Source organism: Jeotgalibacillus terrae (genome assembly GCF_016908195.1).
Classification (GTDB): domain Bacteria; phylum Bacillota; class Bacilli; order Bacillales; family Jeotgalibacillaceae; genus Jeotgalibacillus; species Jeotgalibacillus terrae.
The window spans coordinates 198,356-218,942 of the sequence record NZ_JAFBDK010000003.1; the positions used below are offsets into that span (position 1 = coordinate 198,356).

At 37.1% G+C, this 20,587-nt stretch carries 20 protein-coding genes; 4 read left to right on the forward strand and 16 right to left on the reverse strand.

Going from position 1 to position 20,587, the window contains the following annotated elements; all coding sequences use genetic code 11:
- Positions 1-31: 31 nt before the first annotated feature.
- Genes alsE through JOD21_RS04205 form a run of 6 tightly spaced genes read right to left on the reverse strand, consistent with a single transcriptional unit; the run spans position 32 to position 4,638 of the window.
- Complete coding sequence (alsE, locus tag JOD21_RS04180; protein ID WP_204728410.1) at positions 32-727, reverse strand: D-allulose 6-phosphate 3-epimerase; 696 nt, start codon at positions 725-727, stop codon at positions 32-34.
- 35 nt (positions 728-762) lie between these two features.
- Positions 763-1,869, reverse strand: coding sequence for a PTS fructose transporter subunit IIC (locus JOD21_RS04185; protein WP_204728411.1), 1,107 nt, complete (start codon positions 1,867-1,869; stop codon positions 763-765).
- Between the two features lie 57 nt (positions 1,870-1,926).
- A complete protein-coding gene (locus JOD21_RS04190) occupies positions 1,927-2,379 on the reverse strand; it encodes a fructose PTS transporter subunit IIA (protein ID WP_204728412.1) in 453 nt (150 codons plus the stop codon).
- 27 nt (positions 2,380-2,406) lie between these two features.
- Positions 2,407-2,724 (reverse strand): PTS fructose transporter subunit IIB, encoded by a 318-nt coding sequence (locus JOD21_RS04195; RefSeq protein WP_204728413.1) that lies wholly within the window; start codon positions 2,722-2,724, stop codon positions 2,407-2,409.
- On the reverse strand, positions 2,721-3,155 hold the full coding sequence (locus JOD21_RS04200; RefSeq protein ID WP_204728414.1) for a PTS sugar transporter subunit IIA: 435 nt from the start codon (positions 3,153-3,155) through the stop codon (positions 2,721-2,723). The genes JOD21_RS04195 and JOD21_RS04200 overlap by 4 nt, the downstream gene beginning before the upstream one ends.
- Positions 3,145-4,638 (reverse strand): PRD domain-containing protein, encoded by a 1,494-nt coding sequence (locus tag JOD21_RS04205; protein WP_204728415.1) that lies wholly within the window; start codon positions 4,636-4,638, stop codon positions 3,145-3,147. The genes JOD21_RS04200 and JOD21_RS04205 overlap by 11 nt, the downstream gene beginning before the upstream one ends.
- A gap of 617 nt (positions 4,639-5,255) precedes the next feature.
- Here JOD21_RS04205 and JOD21_RS04210 point away from each other — a divergent pair.
- Positions 5,256-5,441 (forward strand): hypothetical protein, encoded by a 186-nt coding sequence (locus JOD21_RS04210; RefSeq protein ID WP_204728416.1) that lies wholly within the window; start codon positions 5,256-5,258, stop codon positions 5,439-5,441.
- Between the two features lie 332 nt (positions 5,442-5,773).
- On the opposite strand, the gene JOD21_RS04215 is transcribed toward JOD21_RS04210, so the two are convergent.
- From JOD21_RS04215 to JOD21_RS04240, 6 genes are all read right to left on the reverse strand, one after another.
- Positions 5,774-6,388, reverse strand: coding sequence for a hypothetical protein (locus tag JOD21_RS04215; protein ID WP_204728417.1), 615 nt, complete (start codon positions 6,386-6,388; stop codon positions 5,774-5,776).
- 291 nt (positions 6,389-6,679) lie between these two features.
- A complete protein-coding gene (locus tag JOD21_RS04220; protein ID WP_204728418.1) occupies positions 6,680-7,411 on the reverse strand; it encodes a class I SAM-dependent methyltransferase in 732 nt (243 codons plus the stop codon).
- Positions 7,412-8,085: 674 nt separating this feature from the next.
- Positions 8,086-9,288, reverse strand: coding sequence for a hypothetical protein (locus JOD21_RS04225; RefSeq protein ID WP_204728419.1), 1,203 nt, complete (start codon positions 9,286-9,288; stop codon positions 8,086-8,088).
- Positions 9,289-9,753 (reverse strand): RNA polymerase sigma factor, encoded by a 465-nt coding sequence (locus JOD21_RS04230; protein ID WP_204728420.1) that lies wholly within the window; start codon positions 9,751-9,753, stop codon positions 9,289-9,291.
- A 260-nt stretch (positions 9,754-10,013) separates the two neighbouring features.
- The gene (locus JOD21_RS04235) at positions 10,014-10,547 is read right to left on the reverse strand and encodes a histidine phosphatase family protein (RefSeq protein ID WP_204728421.1); all 534 of its coding nucleotides are present in this window, start codon (positions 10,545-10,547) and stop codon (positions 10,014-10,016) included.
- Between the two features lie 46 nt (positions 10,548-10,593).
- Positions 10,594-11,313 (reverse strand): DUF1643 domain-containing protein, encoded by a 720-nt coding sequence (locus JOD21_RS04240; protein WP_204728422.1) that lies wholly within the window; start codon positions 11,311-11,313, stop codon positions 10,594-10,596.
- Positions 11,314-11,497: 184 nt separating this feature from the next.
- Here JOD21_RS04240 and JOD21_RS04245 point away from each other — a divergent pair, with 184 nt between their 5' ends.
- The 3 genes from JOD21_RS04245 (at position 11,498) to JOD21_RS04255 (ending at position 15,315) form a co-directional block, all read left to right on the forward strand.
- A complete protein-coding gene (locus tag JOD21_RS04245) occupies positions 11,498-12,583 on the forward strand; it encodes a type I restriction endonuclease (protein ID WP_204728423.1) in 1,086 nt (361 codons plus the stop codon).
- A 195-nt stretch (positions 12,584-12,778) separates the two neighbouring features.
- Positions 12,779-14,230, forward strand: a complete 1,452-nt coding sequence (locus JOD21_RS04250) for a DUF5677 domain-containing protein (RefSeq protein ID WP_204728424.1) — start codon at positions 12,779-12,781, stop codon at positions 14,228-14,230.
- Positions 14,227-15,315, forward strand: coding sequence for a hypothetical protein (locus JOD21_RS04255; protein ID WP_204728425.1), 1,089 nt, complete (start codon positions 14,227-14,229; stop codon positions 15,313-15,315). Before JOD21_RS04250 ends, JOD21_RS04255 begins: the two co-directional genes overlap by 4 nt.
- 503 nt (positions 15,316-15,818) lie before the next feature.
- Here JOD21_RS04255 and JOD21_RS04260 read toward each other — a convergent pair.
- From JOD21_RS04260 to JOD21_RS04275, 4 genes are read right to left on the reverse strand one after another with little or no spacing between them, the layout of a single operon-like run.
- Entirely contained in the window at positions 15,819-16,466 is a 648-nt protein-coding gene (locus JOD21_RS04260; RefSeq protein ID WP_204728426.1) for a hypothetical protein, read from the reverse strand.
- Positions 16,467-16,507: 41 nt separating this feature from the next.
- Positions 16,508-17,014: a PadR family transcriptional regulator gene (locus JOD21_RS04265; protein WP_204728427.1), complete on the reverse strand. Its 507-nt coding sequence runs from the start codon at positions 17,012-17,014 to the stop codon at positions 16,508-16,510.
- A gap of 6 nt (positions 17,015-17,020) precedes the next feature.
- Entirely contained in the window at positions 17,021-19,474 is a 2,454-nt protein-coding gene (locus JOD21_RS04270; RefSeq protein ID WP_204728428.1) for an FtsX-like permease family protein, read from the reverse strand.
- Entirely contained in the window at positions 19,443-20,162 is a 720-nt protein-coding gene (locus JOD21_RS04275; RefSeq protein WP_204728429.1) for an ABC transporter ATP-binding protein, read from the reverse strand. Before JOD21_RS04275 ends, JOD21_RS04270 begins: the two co-directional genes overlap by 32 nt.
- Positions 20,163-20,587: the final 425 nt, after the last annotated feature.

Consider the following 20,587-nt stretch of genomic DNA (forward strand, 5'->3'; position numbering starts at 1 on the left):
ACGACGAGGATATACCTCGTCGCTTTTGCTGTCATGTATAATTTAACACTTTACCTGTCATTTCCTCATAATCCCTTGTCATGATCTCCCATGACTTTTCAATATTATCATCAAGCCCAAACAAACCGCTGCGTCCTACAATATAGATATCCGGACCCGCTGCATCAATTCGTTTAAATGATTTGCGGTTTGACGATCCATCCATTTCGATCACATATTGAAATCCTTTATCTTCACGCAGCTTTCTTAAACTTACGATTTTGTCTAATGTACTCTCGATAAAACGCTGTCCTGCAAATCCCGGATCAATCGTCATAACGGTGATTTTATCGACTAATTCAATATACGGAAAGATCGTTTCAATCGGTGTTTCCGGATTAATCACCACACCTGCTTTTAATCCTGCATCATGAATCTGATCGATCAAACGAAATGCCAGTCCATCGAGTACCTCTGCATGGACACAGATCCATTCACATTTCAGATCAATCAGCTTCTGTACCCACAGGCTTGGGTCGGTGACCATCAGGTGAGCGGAAATTGGCAGGCTGCTGATCTTTCGGACCTCTTCAATAAACCATGGGGACAGCGTGATATTGGGTACGTAGTGTCCATCCATAATATCTACGTGATATGAATCTGCATGATGATTTAAAAATGTTATCTGCTCTTTGAATTTATCCAAATCCATTGTCATTAGTGATGGTGAGAACTCTACTTTTTTCATCATTCATTTCTCCCTTACATATAAAATACTGCTACTTAAATCACTTTAAAATCATCAAGATCAATGTCATCCTCTTCATCATCGTCATCTGTTTTCAAACTGATTTCTTCCTGTGTTTTATGCTTCATAATCAATGCTAATGTGAATCCAGTCACGAGAATATTAACGACCAGTGCTGCCACGCCTGTCCATGGATTAGTCATAGTAGGCAGCATTAATAGTCCACCAAACGGTACCGTTGCATCTGCGCCAAGTGACATAGATACAGCACCACCTGCAGCACCACCAACTGCTGTTGCAATTAGACAGCGAACAATATTATTCATAACGATCGGGATAACTCCCTCTACGATATTAATTGCACCCATTGGTACTGCTGATTTCAACGCTTCTGTTTCGATCGGTGTGTAGATGTTTTTCCTGAACATTTTTGCGATAAAGTAAGCTAGTCCAAAACCGATTGGAGTCGCTGTATTGACTAACTGAAGTGCTGTAATTGGTTCATTGACACCTTCTGCCTGCATCGTCAATACGAAAGCGAACACTGTTTTGTTAATAGGACCGCCGTAATCAATTCCGCTCAACAACCCAACAACTCCACCAAACGCCAGTAATGAAGTAGATCCCAGGTTATTCAATGCACCTGTCAGTAATGAAGTAAATGCTGCAATTGGAGACCCGATCAGATAGATCATGATGAGCCCGCCAATAATCGAAGTAAAGAATGGAATTATCAGTGTTGGCATTAGACCCTTTGCCCATTTAGGCACTTTGAGGTGTTTCAGGATCGCCAGTGCAAGGTATCCTGATAAGAAACCGCCGAGAATCCCACCAATAAAGCCCGCTCCAATTGCGTTTGCAGCTAAGCCGATAATAAATCCTGGTGCAATCCCGGGCTTGTCAGCGATCGAATAAGAAATACCTGTCGCAATGACGATCGGCAAGAGACCTAATGCCGCTCCGCCCATTGTTGCTAAAGCATCCCAAATCTCGAATTCCCCCTGAACCAGTTGACCCTGACTCAAACCGCCAAATCCCATACCAATCGCAATTAAAAAGCCGGCACCACATACAATCGGTATTAAAAACGAAATCGCCGTTAGCAAGTGCCCCTTCAGATTTAACTCTTTGATCTTTCCCATCTTTGAACCCCCTGTTCATTTAACTGAATTTTCAATTATTAAAAGGTAGATTAACACCTAATTTGCAAAAGCCTCTTTCACATCAGCCGTTTTTTCTGACAGCAGCAGCTTTTCAATGACTTCATCATTACCGAGTTTCCTGGCAAACATTGATAACAATTTCAAGTGGTTTTGCGCACCTTCATTGTCGTTACCGACAGCAAAAAGAATGATCACTTTCACGCCGTTCCCATCCAGGCTCTCCCATGGAATCTCACTTTTATTAATCCCGATTGCAACACCGATTTCTTTAACAAAATTACTCTTGCCGTGGGGGATTGCAATATAATTTCCAATCCCCGTCTGGCCGATTTCTTCCCTTGCGTAGATATCCTTCATAAAACTTTCAATGTCAGTGATGTATTCATGATCCAGCAGTAACGTTGCCAGCTCGTTTAACGCTTCTTCTTTACTTTTTGCGTCCATATTTGTTTTGATTGTATGGTCATTTAACAGTTCAGTGATTTCCATTACTTACACCTCGACGTGAATAAGATTTTATTGTTTCTGCGCCATTACTTCTTCAACTTTTTTGATCAATTTATTCGGTGATTTGACAGCGACTTCTGTTGGCACTTGAATAACACGTTTTCCTTCAAAGCGATCACGACCTGATACTTTTACATCTGCAGCAAGGATGACGATATCCGCTTCCTGAATCTGTTTTGCTGAAAGTTCATTTTCCGTTCCAATCGTGCCCTGCGTTTCGATTGAAATCTCATGCCCTGCTTTCTTGCCTGCATTCTCAAGCTTTTCCTGCGCGATATACGTATGTGCGATTCCTACTGTACAAGCTGCTACACCAATGATTTTCATGATCGTTCCTCCTGAAATTGAATAATTTTTTGATGGAATGTGGTTTCTTCTGCATGTAATAATTCATCTATAAACGCTTCATCTGCTAAAGAGCGCATGAATAGCGAGATCTTTTTCTTGGTACCAATCTCTTCGTCTTTTTTCAATACAAGTGCGATGATCAGTTGAACATCTGTTGACTCCTGATCCCAGTCAAATGGCTTTGCCAGTCTGAACATCATGATCTGACTTTCTTCAACCTCTTCACTTTCGATATGTGGCAGTACAACATGCTCTGCGATGAGGAAACTTCCAGCCTTTTCTCTTTCTTCAAACTGATCAATGACTGTCAATCTTTGCTGAGATGTATGTTCGGCAATCCATTCATACACATCTTCTTTCGTTTGAAAATGACTGTCAAAATAAGATTGAAATAAATTTTTACCGACCATGATAGATCTCCTCTATTTTTCTTTGTAATCTCTTCTGATCATCCACTGTGAACATTGCACTGACTAGCAAGGATTTGCTCGACTGGTCTCCCTGAACCTGAATCGTACTCAGGATTAATTCAACATCCGGATATTTTTCTTCAAATTTCTGAACATTTCGTGAGGCGACTAAATCCACAATGTCTAACTCAGGAAACTTTTTTGACGCTTTCGCCTTCAGTAATTCTGAAGTGCCAATGCCTGTGGTACACATGATCAACGTTTTAATGGGTCTCTGGTGCTGACTCGTTTCAATCATCTTCGCAAAGTATAGTGTAATGAACCCATTTTCATCCTCGTTAATCGCAGGCAAATTGAATGTTTCACTTATCAGCGCGGAGACGATTGCTACGTTTAGAAAGAGTTCATCATAAGTCACTTTTATTTGACTGAGCAGACTGTTTGTTACTCGAATTTTATGTTCGAGTCTGTTCAGCATTGGTTTAATATGATTTGCCAGATCAACAAAGAGTGATTGGTTGTCTATTGTAATGCCAATCCTCGAACTCATTTCCTCGATATATACTTCAGTCACCTGAACCACTTTTGAGGACAAGTTGGATGTCGTAACCATTGTCCCCTGCATTCTGGATGAGACTAAGTATTGATAAAGGAAATAAACCTCAATATCAGGGAGCGTCTGGTTTAAATATTTCATGAGTCGGTGAACGATTGATTTAGACACCTCATAAAGGATTGAGTCTCTTTTCATTCTGTCCGTCTGCTCTTGGGATACTTGATCTGTAAACACAAAAGTCGGATTTTTTCTGGAGCGGCTAAGCAAAATATACAAGTGAGAGAAGATATTGACGTTATATGGATAAGGAATCGTAATATTCAAATCCTTTTCAATCTGTCTTAATTGATCCAGTATAAATAACACATCATACTGATTGAAATTAAGCTCCTGGTTCATTTTCAAATCATCAATATCAATCACATTAAATATCTCATTGCTCTCTTTGATTGCTTTTCTGATATTCGCTTCTGCTCCGATTACTGCCAGTGTTCTGTTTTTTCTTTCTAAAATCAGATCGAACTTTTTTAACTCATCCCCTATTACCTGTTCATCACTGAAAATGACTGAGTCACCCACATAATAGTCATTGTAAAGCTGGTGGATTTTCAGAGCCTTTGGCGAAGATAACAGCAGCTCCTCCATAATGCGCTTGCGTCTTTCATCAGGAGAAAAGGAATCTCCTTTTGATGAGTGATTGTTTTTCTGATCATTGATGAACTTTTCATAATCCAGCTTGTAGCCCCTGCCCTTTTCAGAAACAATCAGCGAATCAAACTGACTCTTATCATTAATTTTTTTGATTAGACGGTATACTGTTTTTTGAGATGTCCGGAGGATTTCTGCTAAATCCTCTGATGTCACATAATCCTGATTTTTTGACAAAAACAATAACAGCTCTTGTTCACGATTATCTTTTGAATTCACAGTGTCCCTCCTTGTGTTTATATCTTAACTCACCAAAAAGAAAGCGCTTCCCTAAAAAATGTCCGTTGCAGCGGACATTTTGTTGAAGTTGGTTATTTTAAAATGTAAAACTGTTGATAGAAATTAATTTACCATAGCTTTATCGTGAATTGAGGCTTTTCGATTGAAAAAGGAACTTCACTGATTGAGAGGTTCCAGTATTTATTGGATTGTATAATATTTACTCTTTTTTTATCCTAATCGGTGCTTATAATACTTACATTCAGCTAAACCTGAGACATTACTAGAGAAATTGATTCTACAGTTATAGAAATTAAAACCGCTCCCTCACAGTATAATGGGTTCTGTTGATGAGTACTTTTTGTTAATTTGTAGTGCAAAATGTGTTCAATTGAATGAAAAAACACCTCGGATTGGGGTGCTTTTTGTTATGGTTTTATAGGTTTTTTTAATTTGACTATGTTAATAAAAACATACCGATATAAGAATTTTACAAGGTAATGGAAATATTTGTGTTAAACTAAATAAAGAGAATGTGAAGATTTACACTTAAACTAACGGGGCAGTAATATTCGATAAGGGTTTAATATATAGGTAAAACTTAAAGGGGGGCTTTTATGATAATAAGAATATTAATTGGAATTGTTGTTGGTGGATTACTTGGTTTTATAAGTAGTCTTCTTATAGGTAGTGCAATGAATGCATCAGATGAAACAGCGCTTTTTGCGATCTATTTCGGAGTTGTTTCAGGTTTATTGGTTTGTTTAATTATAGAAATAAATAAACTTAATAATACGAAGTAAATTGATGACTGAAGTATCTTGGTATTAAAGCAAAGTATAGCTTTAGTTAAAAAAGGCTAATAAATATACATCAAAAAGAGACCTGCAAATTAACATACAATTCGCAGGTCATTTTTATATACATTTTGGTTGAAAGTACTCGTCAACAGAACCCGTTACTCACAGTACGCGGGTTTTTTCACAACAAGTACTTTTCTTAAAATTACTATATAAAATGTTGCTTAAAACATACTAAAAAAGCACCTCCAATAGAAGTGCTTTTAGTTATCAATATATTTTATTTTTTTATTCAGTACATTATAGATTTATCATAAAACGATACTTTGAACACTTTAAATTCCTTCTAGCTTAGCTTCCACTTCTTCTTCGTATTTTTCAACCAGTTCATTGTTTTTGGTTATATCATATTTCTTTTTTAATTCAGGTATCAACTTTAACCAAATGACGTTTCTCTCATAAATGTCTCTGTCAAAGTTGTGATTTAGTTCTTCAAGAGACAAGTCTAGAGCATCCGCGTAAGCAAGATGTTGTGGTAACTCACTGGTATCTGGTCCCTGTTCAATGAACGTATCAATTTCTTCTTCAGTTACAGAAACACCATATTCGTCTTTTGCGATCGTTTTCCACACTTGATCTTCCTGCATAGCTTCCTTTGATATTTCAATTACTTGTTTGTCAGTTAAATCTGTTTCATAATACAGCTTTTCTTGAGCTAATGTTCTTATGACCCACTTCTTTAACTGAGCATCAGCTTCCAAGGAATCTGTTTCTGAAACAGATTCTTCAAAAACTTTCTTATAATCTTCATATGTGTAACCATCTAAAATTTGTTGTTGTTCTTCTTCACTCTTCATTTGTATCTCTTCTACTGTATTCGCAGATGACTGACAACCCGTGAGTATAACAATCACCGCAGCAAATAAAATAAATAAATTGTTGGTTCTCAACATTTTGTCCCCCAAAAAATAATTAGATTAAACTTATCAAATCCATTAATTAAAATTCAAACAAATGAAAATGATAGCCATTTTGCAGCTTAGGGTTTTCTTCTTGTAATTTGCATGTTTGGAATATCCCACCCAACGATTATTTCTATTCAAGAAATGATCAGAAAAGCCTTTCTTAGAAGAATGGCCAAAGTATATTTATTAGCATCCTTAAACTAAAGTCCCCGTTACTTGAAGCGCATTTGTTCACAATATAGGATTTGGTACTTTCAGTAACAAATATTTTTTCAGTTACTTTGTACATGAAAAAGCTAATACTAGAGGAATCCTCAGCCTTCTCTCGTATTCTTTTTCATTACTAAAATGTTCACGTTTGGGAACCCCTTCACGTAAATCATTTATTATAAAGCCTGATTTAGTAAGGGCTGCATAGTAGTGTTCTATGGTTCGATGATATTTAACTACTGTTTGATTAATCCAAGGCTCTTTTCTTTCTCCTTCGATAAAATAATCATCAACTATCCAGTTTCCCCTCTTATCTCCTGTTAGTTTGCTGAGAAAAGATGAAGTAGTTAGGGGATGTTGTACACTGAATACAAATTTACCTTCATCGGTTAAAGTGTTATATACATTTTTAAATAGTAATTGAATATCTAAAACATAGTGTATTGCAAACCGTGATGTTACAATATCGTAATTTTTCATTGGGTAGCTATATGATTCCATTGTATCGTGAAGGATTGTTCCGTTTTCATCTAGGAGATTAAGATTTGCAGATGCTACCATTTGTGCAGAACCTTCTACTCCTGTATAAAAATTAGCACCTTGATTAAGTATTTCCTTCCCAAATGATGCATCACCACAACCCAAGTCTAAGATACTCTTATTTTGAAAGTCTCCGATAAGCTCATAAATGATAGGATTTTCGATTGCATTGTTGGGACTATCCTTTCTTGCCCTTCTCTTCATATAACTAGAAAAAAAATCCTCTTGATCATAAACCTTGGCTCCCCTATACTCCATAAAAAATTCCCCCTTCAAAGTCTGCCTCGAAAAAACAAAAATTTAAATCAAATGTTTTATAAATTTCACCATAGGCTTCGTGCAATATTAGGGGTTATTTATAAGTGCTTTCTAACATTGAAAGAAGCGATTACCTTATTTAGCAATTGCACAGTTTAATTTATGTTGTGACTCTAATAAAAGATTTTTTACTCTGCTAACTCCTTTAAAATCAGAGTTTACTTTTGATTGTCTATACTGACTTTTAATAATTCTTCTTTCGCTAACCTGCCCGTTAATCCAAGTGTAACTCTTTGTATTCTCTATATTTAGGTTAACATAAATATTTCCATTCGTTTTAAGTTTTCTATATCGTCACTATGCTTTTAGGCACATGTACAAATTAATAAAACCTTCAACACCATTACAAAAAAGCACCTCAAATTGAGATGCTTTCTTCATTCAATTTACCACACTATTCTTACTGCCAATTCACAAAAAGTACTCTTTAACAGAACCCGTCACCCTCTCAAAAGCGGTTCGTACATCAACTCATTAGTATCTATTTTATGTTCCCTCTCCGCTTCTTAATCCGCTTTGCCAGCCTCTGTTCCTCAATCTGCCTCTGCTGGTCATTCATCATGCTTTCCGCAAGATTTCTGTCATGATAATACATCGCTCCACCTGCTTTCCTGTTATAAGCTAAGTTCACCGTAGTTAGCGACATCATATTCGTCATCAGCAGGCTGATCAGGGTTTTCCACACTGCCATCATTCAGACGCAAGAGTGATTTGACAGTACCTTTGATCTCAGGCGTTGCTGCTACAATGGTTCCTAAAAGATCAATGTTTTTAATAATGATGTTAAGCTCGTCGGCGCTCAGATCTTCTCCAAAGTGCAGCTTTCCTGCCACGATCAGTGTGACCGGTTTTTCATACGCCGCATATTCTTCTGTCACCCATGTTTCTTCGTCTTCAATCAGTACATATTGTCCTTCATAGGATAAAATCTCAGCCTCAAGATTCGTTTTTTCATAAAGCAGATCCTCAAGATTTTCGTCTACTACCACAATAGAAGTGGTTTGGATCCGGTCAATCGCTCTTTCCAGCATCTCACGCGTAACGTCTTTTTCAAAATAGATTGGATGCGTCGTCATCAGCTTCGCTCCATTTAATCGGCGCAGTGTGCGCGCAGAGTACGATTGGGCTGAAGTCAGCAGACTAAAACCTTCTGGAATCTTAACGGAATTCCCGCTGATTGTATTCGGGACAGAGAATACAACTGATTCCTGCGATTCATGGTAATACAGGATTCCATTCACAGTCAGGTGCTCAATTTTTTGTTTAAAAGCTTCCATAGATAGATCTTTCTCAAGTGTCAGCTTCCCGTTAACAGTCAGCTTCACAGATGTTTGTATAGAATCAAGATAAGCATTTGTCAGCTCGAGCTTCCCATTGATCAGTCGCGGCTTTTCACCTTGATACGTGTCAAACATGCCTGTCATATGCTTTACCTTGCTTTGTATGATCCCCTGTAAATGTGCCGGTGTGTACAAGACCCCCACAACAAAAAGTCCATCAACTTTACCCTCCAGATCCGCTTCCTCGATATCCTCATCAAGTACGACACTGCCTACAGCTAACATCTGAACGGGAGAGGTCAGTGACTGGAAATAGCCGCGTGATAAAACCGTTTCTCCTGTCATCGTCTGATAGTCGCCATTGATTTCAATACTCGCCCCTACATTTTGAACCTTTAAAGCAGCCTGAAGATGAGCTGTTTCACGGGAGTAAATGATACACCCGACATTCTCGATACTTTCAATGCCTGAAATCGTTTTTTCATCTACCTTCGTTAAGTTAAGAACACCTATATTACCAATCCTCTGTTTTGTCATTTACGCTTCCTCCAATTTCTTTTTCAGCTGTTTTAATGCCTGACTTAATTTGTAGCGGACAGTGGCAGCGGGCAAATGAAGCTGCTGACCAATCTCCTGACTCGATAATCCAATCCAGTACCGCTTAAACACAATATCCCTGTACTCCTGCGACAGATTTGAAAGTAATTCAGTCACTTCTATATGAGTAAAACGCTGATCTAACTTAAACTGATCATAGTCCTCCTCCCAGCCGGTCAGACGCTGTTCCTTTCTCCTGTCATCAACCAGCTGGTTCTTCATCACCCGGAAAAACCAGGCCCGCTGCTTATATACAGGCAGCCCCTTCAGCAGATCTTCATGAGCAAGTGACTTCATTACAGCCTGCTGGATCAGATCATCCGCCTCCTGCTCATGCCGTGCAATTGACCGCGCAAACCTGCGCAGATCTGTCTCTAATTCCAGATACACCTCACTTGCATTCATCAGCTTCACTCACTTTTTTGTAGTTTCATATAGATAACGTTTCAACGTGGGGAAGTGTTGGACCTTTTTTATATTTTTTTGATTTATTATGAAAAGGTTGTTTTTCCGTGGTGTGAATATATTTACTCCAACAGAAAAGAACCTCTGAAATAATGAGGTTCTTTTTTCAAATACATTAAAGCTCAAGTAGTACACCTTTGAAGAAGCTTAACTCATTTTTTATAAAAGCTGTCCGTTCATGTAATAAGTTAGCGAGTCCTTTATCTATCACCAAATTGATAAACCTTAAAATGTCCAGTATCGGATGAGAATTTCAGGATGTTACCGTTAGCAGGTAACCTTTCAAAGAATGCACCAATACAGCCTTTTGTACACCTGTGTCCTGATATTAAAATATTGATCTCTCTTTTAACAGTATGTCTTTTAAGCTCGTTCATAAATTCGAAGACCCGCTGAACAAAGTGGTTCGGATCTTCAACACCTTTATAAACATTTGCATCAGGTAGCAGTCCAGCCATTTTCACTTCGTTGACAGGTACTCTATCAGCATCTCCTAAACCATATACATCAAGCCTTTCATCTGTTTTAGCTTTAAGTCCTGTTACGATTTCAGCTGTTTGAACTGCTCTTTCCTGTGGAGAAGAAAATACAAAATCAAAATTGATATCTTTGAGCTCGTCTTTTAATTTGTCTGCTTGTTCTAGTCCGGTTTCATTTAACGGCAAACCCATTCTTCCCTGCATTTTTCGTTCTTTATTTAAGTCAGTTTGGCCGTGCCTGATTACATAGATCATCTATTTAGTCTCCTTTAAATTAATTATTGTTACTGGTTAAAACTATTTAGATTGGAATAATCCTATTAAATTCTTCTATTCTTAATTCCTTTAGTGAATGACCTTCACTATACGGTGGCCATTGCAATGGATGTTTAGGAAAGATCTTTCCTGATTTTTGTCCCCCAAAATCAAAAACTCTTAACTTACTTGAATGAGCTGCTAACAAACTTCTGAGTGGATAATGATCACTTAATCTTGAGATTCCAAATTTCTGACCATTCTCCCCCCACCCCAAAACCACTAAGGATGACTGCTCAATAGCAAATTGAATATACTCCCACGCTTCTTCATCCAATACAAAATCATTCTTTGTCGTGCTGGCACTTTTTATATAAGGGCTGGTGTTAACTATGTATAAGGAGCCACAACCATTCTTCTTTGCAACCTTAATCATAAATTCTACAGTATTATCGTTCGAGCAGGATGCAGCAGTACTCGGATTCATTCCAAATAAAGTCATGACAGGTAAATTTGAGTCCCACGTTCTCGCCAAAAAATAACGCCTTTTTGTTGTAAGACTATTAACATCAGGGGAATACTCACGATGAAACACTGCAGTACCGCTTCCAACTTGAGCTGCTGAAGCGGATTCAGGCAATATCATGGACTGTTCATTTTGAGAGATGTAACCTTTTTCAGCTAACCATTCGTTAAACTCCTCTTCAAATTGCTTTTGAGAGTCAATGTTTTTCATATTGATTAGTTTATTAACTAGAATATGCATGGTAACCGCCTGCCTTATCATATTTATATAGTTCATCCGATTAAAATACAGTATAAATTAACATTTTTTCCTTCAAGTATCCTACTTTAGTACATATCTATGTTAAAATCTGATTATTACCAATTTACTAATAAATATTAACCTTGTAAATGAATACCACAAAAAATATTTAGGAGGAACGACAATGGAACAATTTTCTGATCAGATTAAGATGATTGCAAAAAGAATTGAAAAGATTAAGGCCAACATTTCTACAGAAGAATCTACTAAAACGAGCTTGATTCTACCATTCTTTCAGGCTCTTGGTTATGACATTTTTGATCCGTCAGAATTTACGCCAGAGTTCATTGCTGATGTAGGGATTAAAAAGGGTGAAAAAGTGGATTACGCCATCATGAATGATGGTCATCCTGTTATTCTGATTGAAGCAAAATCTGTGAGTGAAAAGTTATCCAAACATGATTCTCAGCTATTTAGATATTTCGGTACAACTGCTGCCAAGTTCGCTATCCTTACGAATGGGTTGATCTATCGCTTTTACACAGATTTAGAAGAGCAGAACAAAATGGATTCCGCCCCTTTCTTTGAAATCAATCTGGAGGATTTGAAAGAAACCCACATTATTGAGCTGGCAAAGTTCCGAAAAGACAGCTTTGACTTGGAGAAAATATTTACAACCGCTTCCGACTTAAAATACTTAAATAAAGTGAAATCATTCCTTTATGAACAATGGGAGAATCCAACAGAGAATTTCATTAAGTATATTGTTGGAGAAGTATACGATGGCATGAAAACGAGGAATACACTGGAGAAGTTTGACCCGATCATTAAAAAATCTTTCAGCCAGTTTATTAACGAGCAGGTAAATGAAAAGCTGAGCAAAGCATTAAAATCAACGACTACCCCTGCTGACCAGGCAAGCCAGGAAGCTGCTGCAACATCAGCACCGGATCATGAACCAATTGACCTGCCCACTGAACCACTCATTATTACGACTGAAGATGAAATCCAGGGCTACACAGTGATCAAAGTGATTGCAAGTGAGATCATAGATGCTGACCGTGTATTCTATCGGGACAACCAGAGCTACTTTAATGTGCTGTTGGATGATAATATTCGAAAGTGGATCGTAAGGCTGGATCTTGATCGCTCTAAGAAAACAATTATTTTTAATGATGATGATAAATCTAAAGTTCAAATTGAGCGGGTTACGGATGTGCTGCAATATAAGGATAGGATTTTGGCGGTGATTGAGAAGTTTAATAGTTGAATCTTGTACCGGTGACTAAGTTCCAAAATGATTCTGGATCACTATCCTTATTTATTTCTAATGATGCAATTATAATCAGCTAACATAAACAAAAAACTTTTACTAACTTACATTATAATAGGACGCGACAAGCTACTTAGAATTAAACCTTTAAACTTATTAACATTATATAGAAATCCTAAAGAGGAGTTTTCAATGAGCAAAGAATACAAAGGGCATAAATTTAAGAGTGGTAAATTTATAACTCCATTCAATGAAATATTAACTCAATTAGGTAAAGAGGAACAGTGGTACTTAGGAAGGTTACCTGAGTATACGTGGTTAGCTTTAATTTTTAAATCTAAACCTCGAAAAGAAGCAATAGTCTCAATTCAAGATATCTTGCAAGAATTAAATAGTTATTTACCTGATACCATTGTTCTTCCTAAAATATCACACATAATTCAATTAAGTGAAGAAAGACAAAGCGATTTTTATAAATATTTATTAAGGAAAATAGATAAAGAAGTTTTAAGCCCACTAACTATAATAATTTCATATTCGTATAGTAGACCTTTTTCAAAACATTTTTCTAATAAAGGTGAAAGTATAGAGGAGAAATTGAGGAAATTAGAATCAATCCTCCAAACCTTCTCCAGTCAACATTCTGAACAAACTACAGATATTAGGTATTTAATTTTTTATTTTATTCAATTAAGAAAGAAAATAGTTATGTCTGAGGATCAAAGCGAATTAATTAAACAGTATCCAAGCCTCACTCACGACAATCATTTAATGCCATTGGTTAGACCCGCGGTGAGGAATTTAGAGATGATGCTTTCGAATATAGAGGAAAGTACTAATATTCAATACTTAGAAACATTCTGGGAGAGGATGAGCGAATTGACGGAATGCGAATTGTTTAGTGTTCATTTTGATCTAGAAGAGTCTTTAGATAAAAGAGATGCAATAGAAAATTGCTATAGGGAGTTAAAATACTTTACCGATCTCTTTCATACTGTTTCGCCTTTAGATAACAAAATGTTAGTTTTATTAGGTTTAACAACATTTTCTTATAAGCGCTTTTTAGAATTAATTGAGCATGATCTTTATAATACTATTACTGGTAGAAGCATTGTAAGATCATTAATTGATAACTATATTATGATGAAATACCTGATATTAAAAGAGACAGAAAAGCCAAATATATGGGAAGAATATCAATATTATGGTTTAGGTCAATTCAAACTAATTACCGAAAGATATGAAGATACTGGTGATATATTCCCTGATAGTCATGTTGAATATAAGTACATTAGTTTAATTGTAGAAGAATATAAACGAAAAGAATTTATTGATATGGATTTAAATTATTTTGATCGGCACAATATTAAAAAAAAGGCAGAGATGGTTGATGAATTAGACCTTTATAAGCACTTGTATGACTATGATTCCATTTATGAACATGGATTGTGGGGAGCAATTCGAGAAAGTAGCTTATTAAAATGTAATACAGCCAGTCACCAGTTTCATTGTGTCCCAGATTTAGAAAATCAACAGAAACTCAAAAGTGTATGGCATGACTGTCATTTATTAATGCAGAAAACACATAACATATTAAAAGAACAATACGGCTATCCATCTCATTTAGAGGTGAAAGATAAATGATCAAAACTAAGTTTCAAGAGGAACTTGTGTACATTCAAGATGAATATAAAAATTTATTAGAACTTGGACTAAATGAGTGGGAAAACGAATATTTCATCGAATTCATTGAAGAAGTAAATCTGTTTTGGAAACAAAATGAGTCTGTATTATTAAATATTTATAGTTATGAATTCCCTAAAATAGATACAGTTTTTTTGACCGCAGTTACAAAAATCGACCTTGAATATATGCAACATTATTCAATGAAGGTAACTGCAAGTATATGTTTGATAGATGACTCCTTGATTAGTTATTTAAATCTATTAAATGCAGAAACTCCTGAGAACATGAGAGAGAAACTCGCTATTGCTGCACGAAACAATATATCTGAATCTTTAAGACTTATTGAAAATTGTTCTAATGATTTTATTATTTTACCCATACGCACTATAATACCAATTGATATAGTTATTCAAGCTTCAGAGCAGTTTTTCGCATCATTATTTAAGGATATAAAAAGCATCGAAGATTACTTTGAAAAAATTAAATCTTTTGATGATATAGAGAGAAATTTAAAAGAGGCAGTAAAAGAGTGGCTATTATTTGGTTGGGATGATAGTGATTCTAACGATGGCAATTTTAAAAGAAGGTTTTTAGATTTTATAGAGACAGAATATATTGGAAATAAGAAAAGTTCCGATGCTGAAAAATTTTTCTTTTCACAGATAGCCTATATATCTCAATCGATGAATATTTTATTTACTGTAATGGAACTTAATTTCGTCCCATACATACGTGGAAAAGTTCCATTTAGATATCTTACTGTTATATATACCAGCCTCAAAGACAATTTAGATTTAGACTTAGATGCTCAAATTCTTCGAACTAGCATTAGCTACTTTTTTGAGAGAATCTTTGATTATAATTTAGTATCAAAAATTCCCTACATTGATTACCTTGAAATGATAAATGATCTACACTTGTATGATTATGTTGAAGATACTTTATCACTTAATAACCAAAAATTAAGTGATATAAATATCAGACAAGTAAATTTGACAGTTGAACAGTTTTATAAAAAAGAATTTCTAGAACGCTTAAAATAGACATTTTTCAAACTAAGATATTAATCATTATTTTGTCTAAAAAAGCTTTCTTGTTCTAAACACAGTTATGAACATCTAGTATTGATTAATTTGGAAAAACTCCCTGTCCTATAAACACTTGTGAATATTTACTACAAAACAATTAAAATTCAGGAGTCATTTAGAATCATTGGTTTTATACTTCTGAATATACATTTGTAGTGAAAGTTTAAAATCGTTTTCAGGATAGGGAGAATTTACTAACTATTTTTAAAAAATCCTAAAACACATCTTTACTCAAATTGCCAGTACATATAAAACCCTCTTTTATTCTTGCTTATCGAAAAAATAATAATCCTTAAAATGCCCAGCATCTGATACCTACCCTGCCCTACACACGCATTCATGTTTTCAAAATCGTCTTTAGAACAGGGGTGGGATTTTTGAGTGTATTTAATTGTGTTCAAAACAAAGATTCTGATTTCAATTTTTAAGAATTCGTTTATGCAGCTTCTTTGTCCGTATTATTTTGATGCAGTCCTCCCTGGAGAAAAGGTATATGACCAGGAGTACAGAAAATCAACAATGAAAACAACGCCCCAAATGATGCCTATCGAATACAGGGTCTCATTTGAATACGGGGTATGATGATAGGAATCTTCATTCAGCCACGAAAAGTCTGTGATATACAATCTTATCTCAGCCAAACTATCTGTTCCCAATCCCCAGAATACACCTTGTCCTATAACAAAGAAGACCAGATGAATAATAGAAGAACGTCTGTATTTCCTAGCAATGTATTTAGGATCCTTACTTTTTAGAATGACATCATAATCTTTTTGATTTAGCAATTCGACGCCGCGCCACTTCCCTATTTTCATCCGCATCCAGCGGTCTAGCCGGATGAAATCAAAAATTCCGAAAGTGCAGGCATAGAGAACAAATACCATAATGACAATTAATAAGGAGGATATTTCCCCTGTAAAATTATAAACGTAAGTCCCAAGAAGTGCTTCAAGTATAAGCAGAACTAGAAACAGTCCGATAAAAACCAGACTCATGCGCTGTTTCATAAAGTAATAACGAAATACACCAAATAGCAGCAGAGCTACGATGGATAACACTTCTGCAGTAATAAATAACGCCCAGCTGTAGTCAATAAGTATATTCACTGCAGCTCCCCCCTTTTATACTTTATCTGTTTGGAATCATCTTACGAGCGATTGCGGTTCTCTACCTGGTTCAGCCAGTTCAGGTCTGCTTCGAGATGCAGTAATGTTCCGGATAACAACAGATAGGTTTCTTCATTTCCATCCATCAGCGCTTCCGTTTTTAGCTTCGTAAGCTCCATTACCTGCTGAATAATGGTTGCTTTTTGCCGCTCAATCATTCTTTGTTCATGTGGATAATGAATTTTTCTGGCACAGCTCCACTTAAGAAAAAAATCGTCTTTAGATGAATGGAACGACACAGGTTCAAGCAGCCACATCTCAAGCTCTTTTTTTCCGTTGGGCTCAATTTTATATAGCTTACGATCCTTATCGTCTTCCCCGGGGGAAGTGACGAGCTGATCACGAATGAGCCGGTCAAGTGTCGTATAAATTTGACCGGGGTTTACCTTTCCTTTTAACGAAAGTAATGAATCGATCTCTTTTTTCAGCTCATACCCATGGTGATTCTGACCAAATAATAATGTTAAAATTCCATATTTTACTGACATTGTCCATCAACCTTCTCTTAGTGAGGATTGGAGCTCCATTTTTGTTGCACTCTCGCTGGAGACCCATGCTGCAAGGAGACTCAAGGTGATCCCTGCCACTATTGATAGTACCACATGGCTGACGGGAAACTGGAATGACAGAAATCCTCCCATGATAACTGATTGGCTCATAATATAAATGAGTAATACCCCGCATGTTACCCCGCCAACAATGCCAGCCAGACCAATCATAAGCCCTTCTGCGAGGATCATTTTCCGCACCTGGCTTTTAGTAAACCCAACTGCCCTCATCGTTCCAATCTCTTTTGTGCGCTCTAATGTGTTCATGAGTAAAGTGTTTCCTGTACCGATGCTTGCGAGGCCAATGACCAATATGAGCATGACCATTAACAGTTCATTCATACCGGTTATAGCAGAGACAACAGACTGGATTTCTTCTTCCACAGTTTGCACCTTTGAAAGATTATCACCGAAATCAGACCATAGCTGTTCGCGCAGTGCTCCTGCTTCTCCATCTGTTACTGTTAACAACAAATCAAAGCTGTTGGACCAGCCGAAATGACGTTGAAGATGGGATTCATCCATAAATGCAACATAGCCTGAATAGTGAGAAGTCGCGACCACATCCGCCACCTCAAAATCTCTTTTTCCCATTGGTGAATTCATTTCAATGGTTTGTCCAATTTCTCCTCCCCACTCTTCAAATGCTCGGCTTCCAAGAACAACAGTGGGACCTTCACTTAATTTTGCATACTCATCGCCTTCTGCTTCAAACAGCTCTGGTCCATTTTCCGAGACAGAAATCACAGAAAATTGCCTGCTGACTCCTTTTCTTGTTTCCCATGTAATGGGTGTGGCTTCTGTTATTGGCTCGGCTGCTGAGATTATGTCGTATTGAAGAATAGTGTTCCTGTCTTCTTCTGTCCATGGCGCTTCAAAGGTAACGCGTACGTCACCTCCATATGTACTTCTGATTTCTTCATCATAACCAGCAGGGGCTGATTGAACCACAGCGCCAAGCATCATAATTACAGCAATCCCTACAGCTAAAATAGCCGCTGTATTAGCATTTCTGTTCAATTGCTGAGTAAGGTATTTTGCTGCCAATGTTCCTGGATGATGAAAAAGAGCAGTCAATACAGGTTTTAAAACGGTGCTGATCCCCATTAACAAAAGCGGAAAAAGCAGGATGATTCCGATAACAATTGTAAAGTATGCTGCGGCGTGATCAATGAAACCCAGTGCGAGAAGCACGGCCCCAACAGAACTGCGCCATACTAAATACTTTGATGCCGTCTCCCGCTGCTCTCCTTTCAACGCCAATAATATAGAGGTTTTTCCGGCATGGTAAATTGGAAAAAGAGAGAATAGCACCGGAAACAAAAGTCCAATGAAGACAGATATCAACACCGGAATTTTCCAATCTAATGTATACACCATATCAAATTCAAATACACCAAGGAGCGCCTTCATAAAGACATCTCCAAGCAAAACACCGAACGGCACACCAAACACGGTGCCTATCAGAGCTAAAAGCGCAACCTCTATCAAAATAAACCCGGATACTGCACTTTGGACGTACCCTAAGCTTTTCATAATTGCAAATTCCTTTTTCCGTTCGATCACGCTGGTATAGATCATGTTAAACACGATAAAACCACTTATAAACATCGACAACCCGGCAATCAAGTAGAAAAAGGTATAAAGACCGCCTATATCATTACTCTGCAAATCGTCCGCTACAACAGGCTGAATATAGACACTGGAATCCTGAAATTCATTTTGGAGAGATTGAAAAAGCTCTATTCCCTCACCTTCTGTCTGAAAGCGCATATACGAGATTTCGTCTTCTATTCCTGTCCACTCTCTCAGCGTATTAAGCGGCATCATAACACGAAACCCCATTGATTCTGCACGTTCCCAGTCACCTGGACTTGCGAGAATTTGAGTGTACTCCACAATGGCAGAAATTTTTGCTTCTCCAAGTCCTGAAAAGACAATCGTATCGCCAACCTCTTTTCCTAAAAGGTCAGCTGCAGCTTCCGGAAGCACAATTCCTTCATTATCAAGGCTTCCATCAATGACCGGCAGTTCCAATAGAGGACTCCTCTGGTCACTCACACCTGTGATCCTGACTGAACGCTGACTGAGTGATTGATCCCCTTCCACCGAAAGAAATGTCTGTTTATCCAACACCAGCAGCTGCTCGTTCACATCCGGATTCTCCTGAAGCGTCGTGAGCATCTCCTCCGGATAAGTATGCTCGTCACTCAGAATCCAATAGTCCGCATTTGCTACATACATCTGTTCATAATAGTCAAAAACCTGATCAGTTGTTCTTTCTGACACAAGCATTGCGGTAACAAAGGACACGCCCAGCATAATTGCGAACAGCGTAAAGAAGAACCTTTTTCGATTAGTCGTTATATTACGCCATGAAATGAGCCAGGTATTGAGCATAGTTATCGTCCTTTCTGGAAATGATTTGATCAATCCTGCCATTTTTAAAAAGAATAATCCGATCTGCAAAGCCTGCCGCAAAAATATCATGTGTCACCATGATAATTGTTTGCTTATGCTTAGCGTGGAAGGTCGATAATAAGGCGAGAATTTCTTCTGCTTTTTCCCGATCAAGATTACCCGTAGGTTCATCCGCTAATAAAACTGCCGGGTTTTGTATTAATGCCCGTGCAATTGCCACTCGCTGCTGCTGACCACCACTAAGCAAATTTATACGTTTATTACTGACATCCTTTAATCCTACAGAATTGATTAATTCTTGTACTCTTCTACTTTTTTCACTCGTAATCTTCCCCTCAGCATGTAAGGGAAACGCAATATTTTCTTCAACAGTGAGTGTCGGAAGCAACTGATAATTCTGAAAGACAAAGCCGATGTTCTTTCTGCGGAAGACCGTTCTTTCTTTCTCCTTCATTTGATGGAGAGGGCTGCCGTCAATCTCAATCTTCCCCTCCGTTGGTACATCCAGACCGCCTAACAGCTGAAGCAGAGTACTTTTACCGGAGCCGCTGGGACCCATCACAGCAACGAATTCCCCTTTTTTTATTTCAAGGTCGACTCCTTTTAAAACACTTGTTTTTTCCTGCCCCTGTAAAAATTCCTTCTCAATTTTTTCTAAATGAATCATTTAAACCAGTCTCCTTTATTAAAATAAAATATATATACTAAGTATATATTATAATATTCATATTACAACGATCAATTCTAATATTTATCATAATTGAATGCATTATTAATATATACTGAATAAGCAAACCTTTTACTTTCTAATAAGAATTTATTTAATACAGACAATCATTTTCTCATAAAAAAATGGAACCCCCTGTTACTTTGGAGGTTCCTTTCATCCCATATTTAAGTTTAGAATCCACCGACTATCGATGCCTGTGGAATAGTCAGCTCACCAAAATTATTCAAGACCCAGAAGGCTGAGCCGTATGGCAGTAAAGTACCGAAATGCTCCAGCTTAAGAAGCTTCACTGTCCTAGAAACACTTATAAATGTTCAAAATCGTTTTCAGGACAGGGAGAATTCTTTTAATGAAAATTAAAT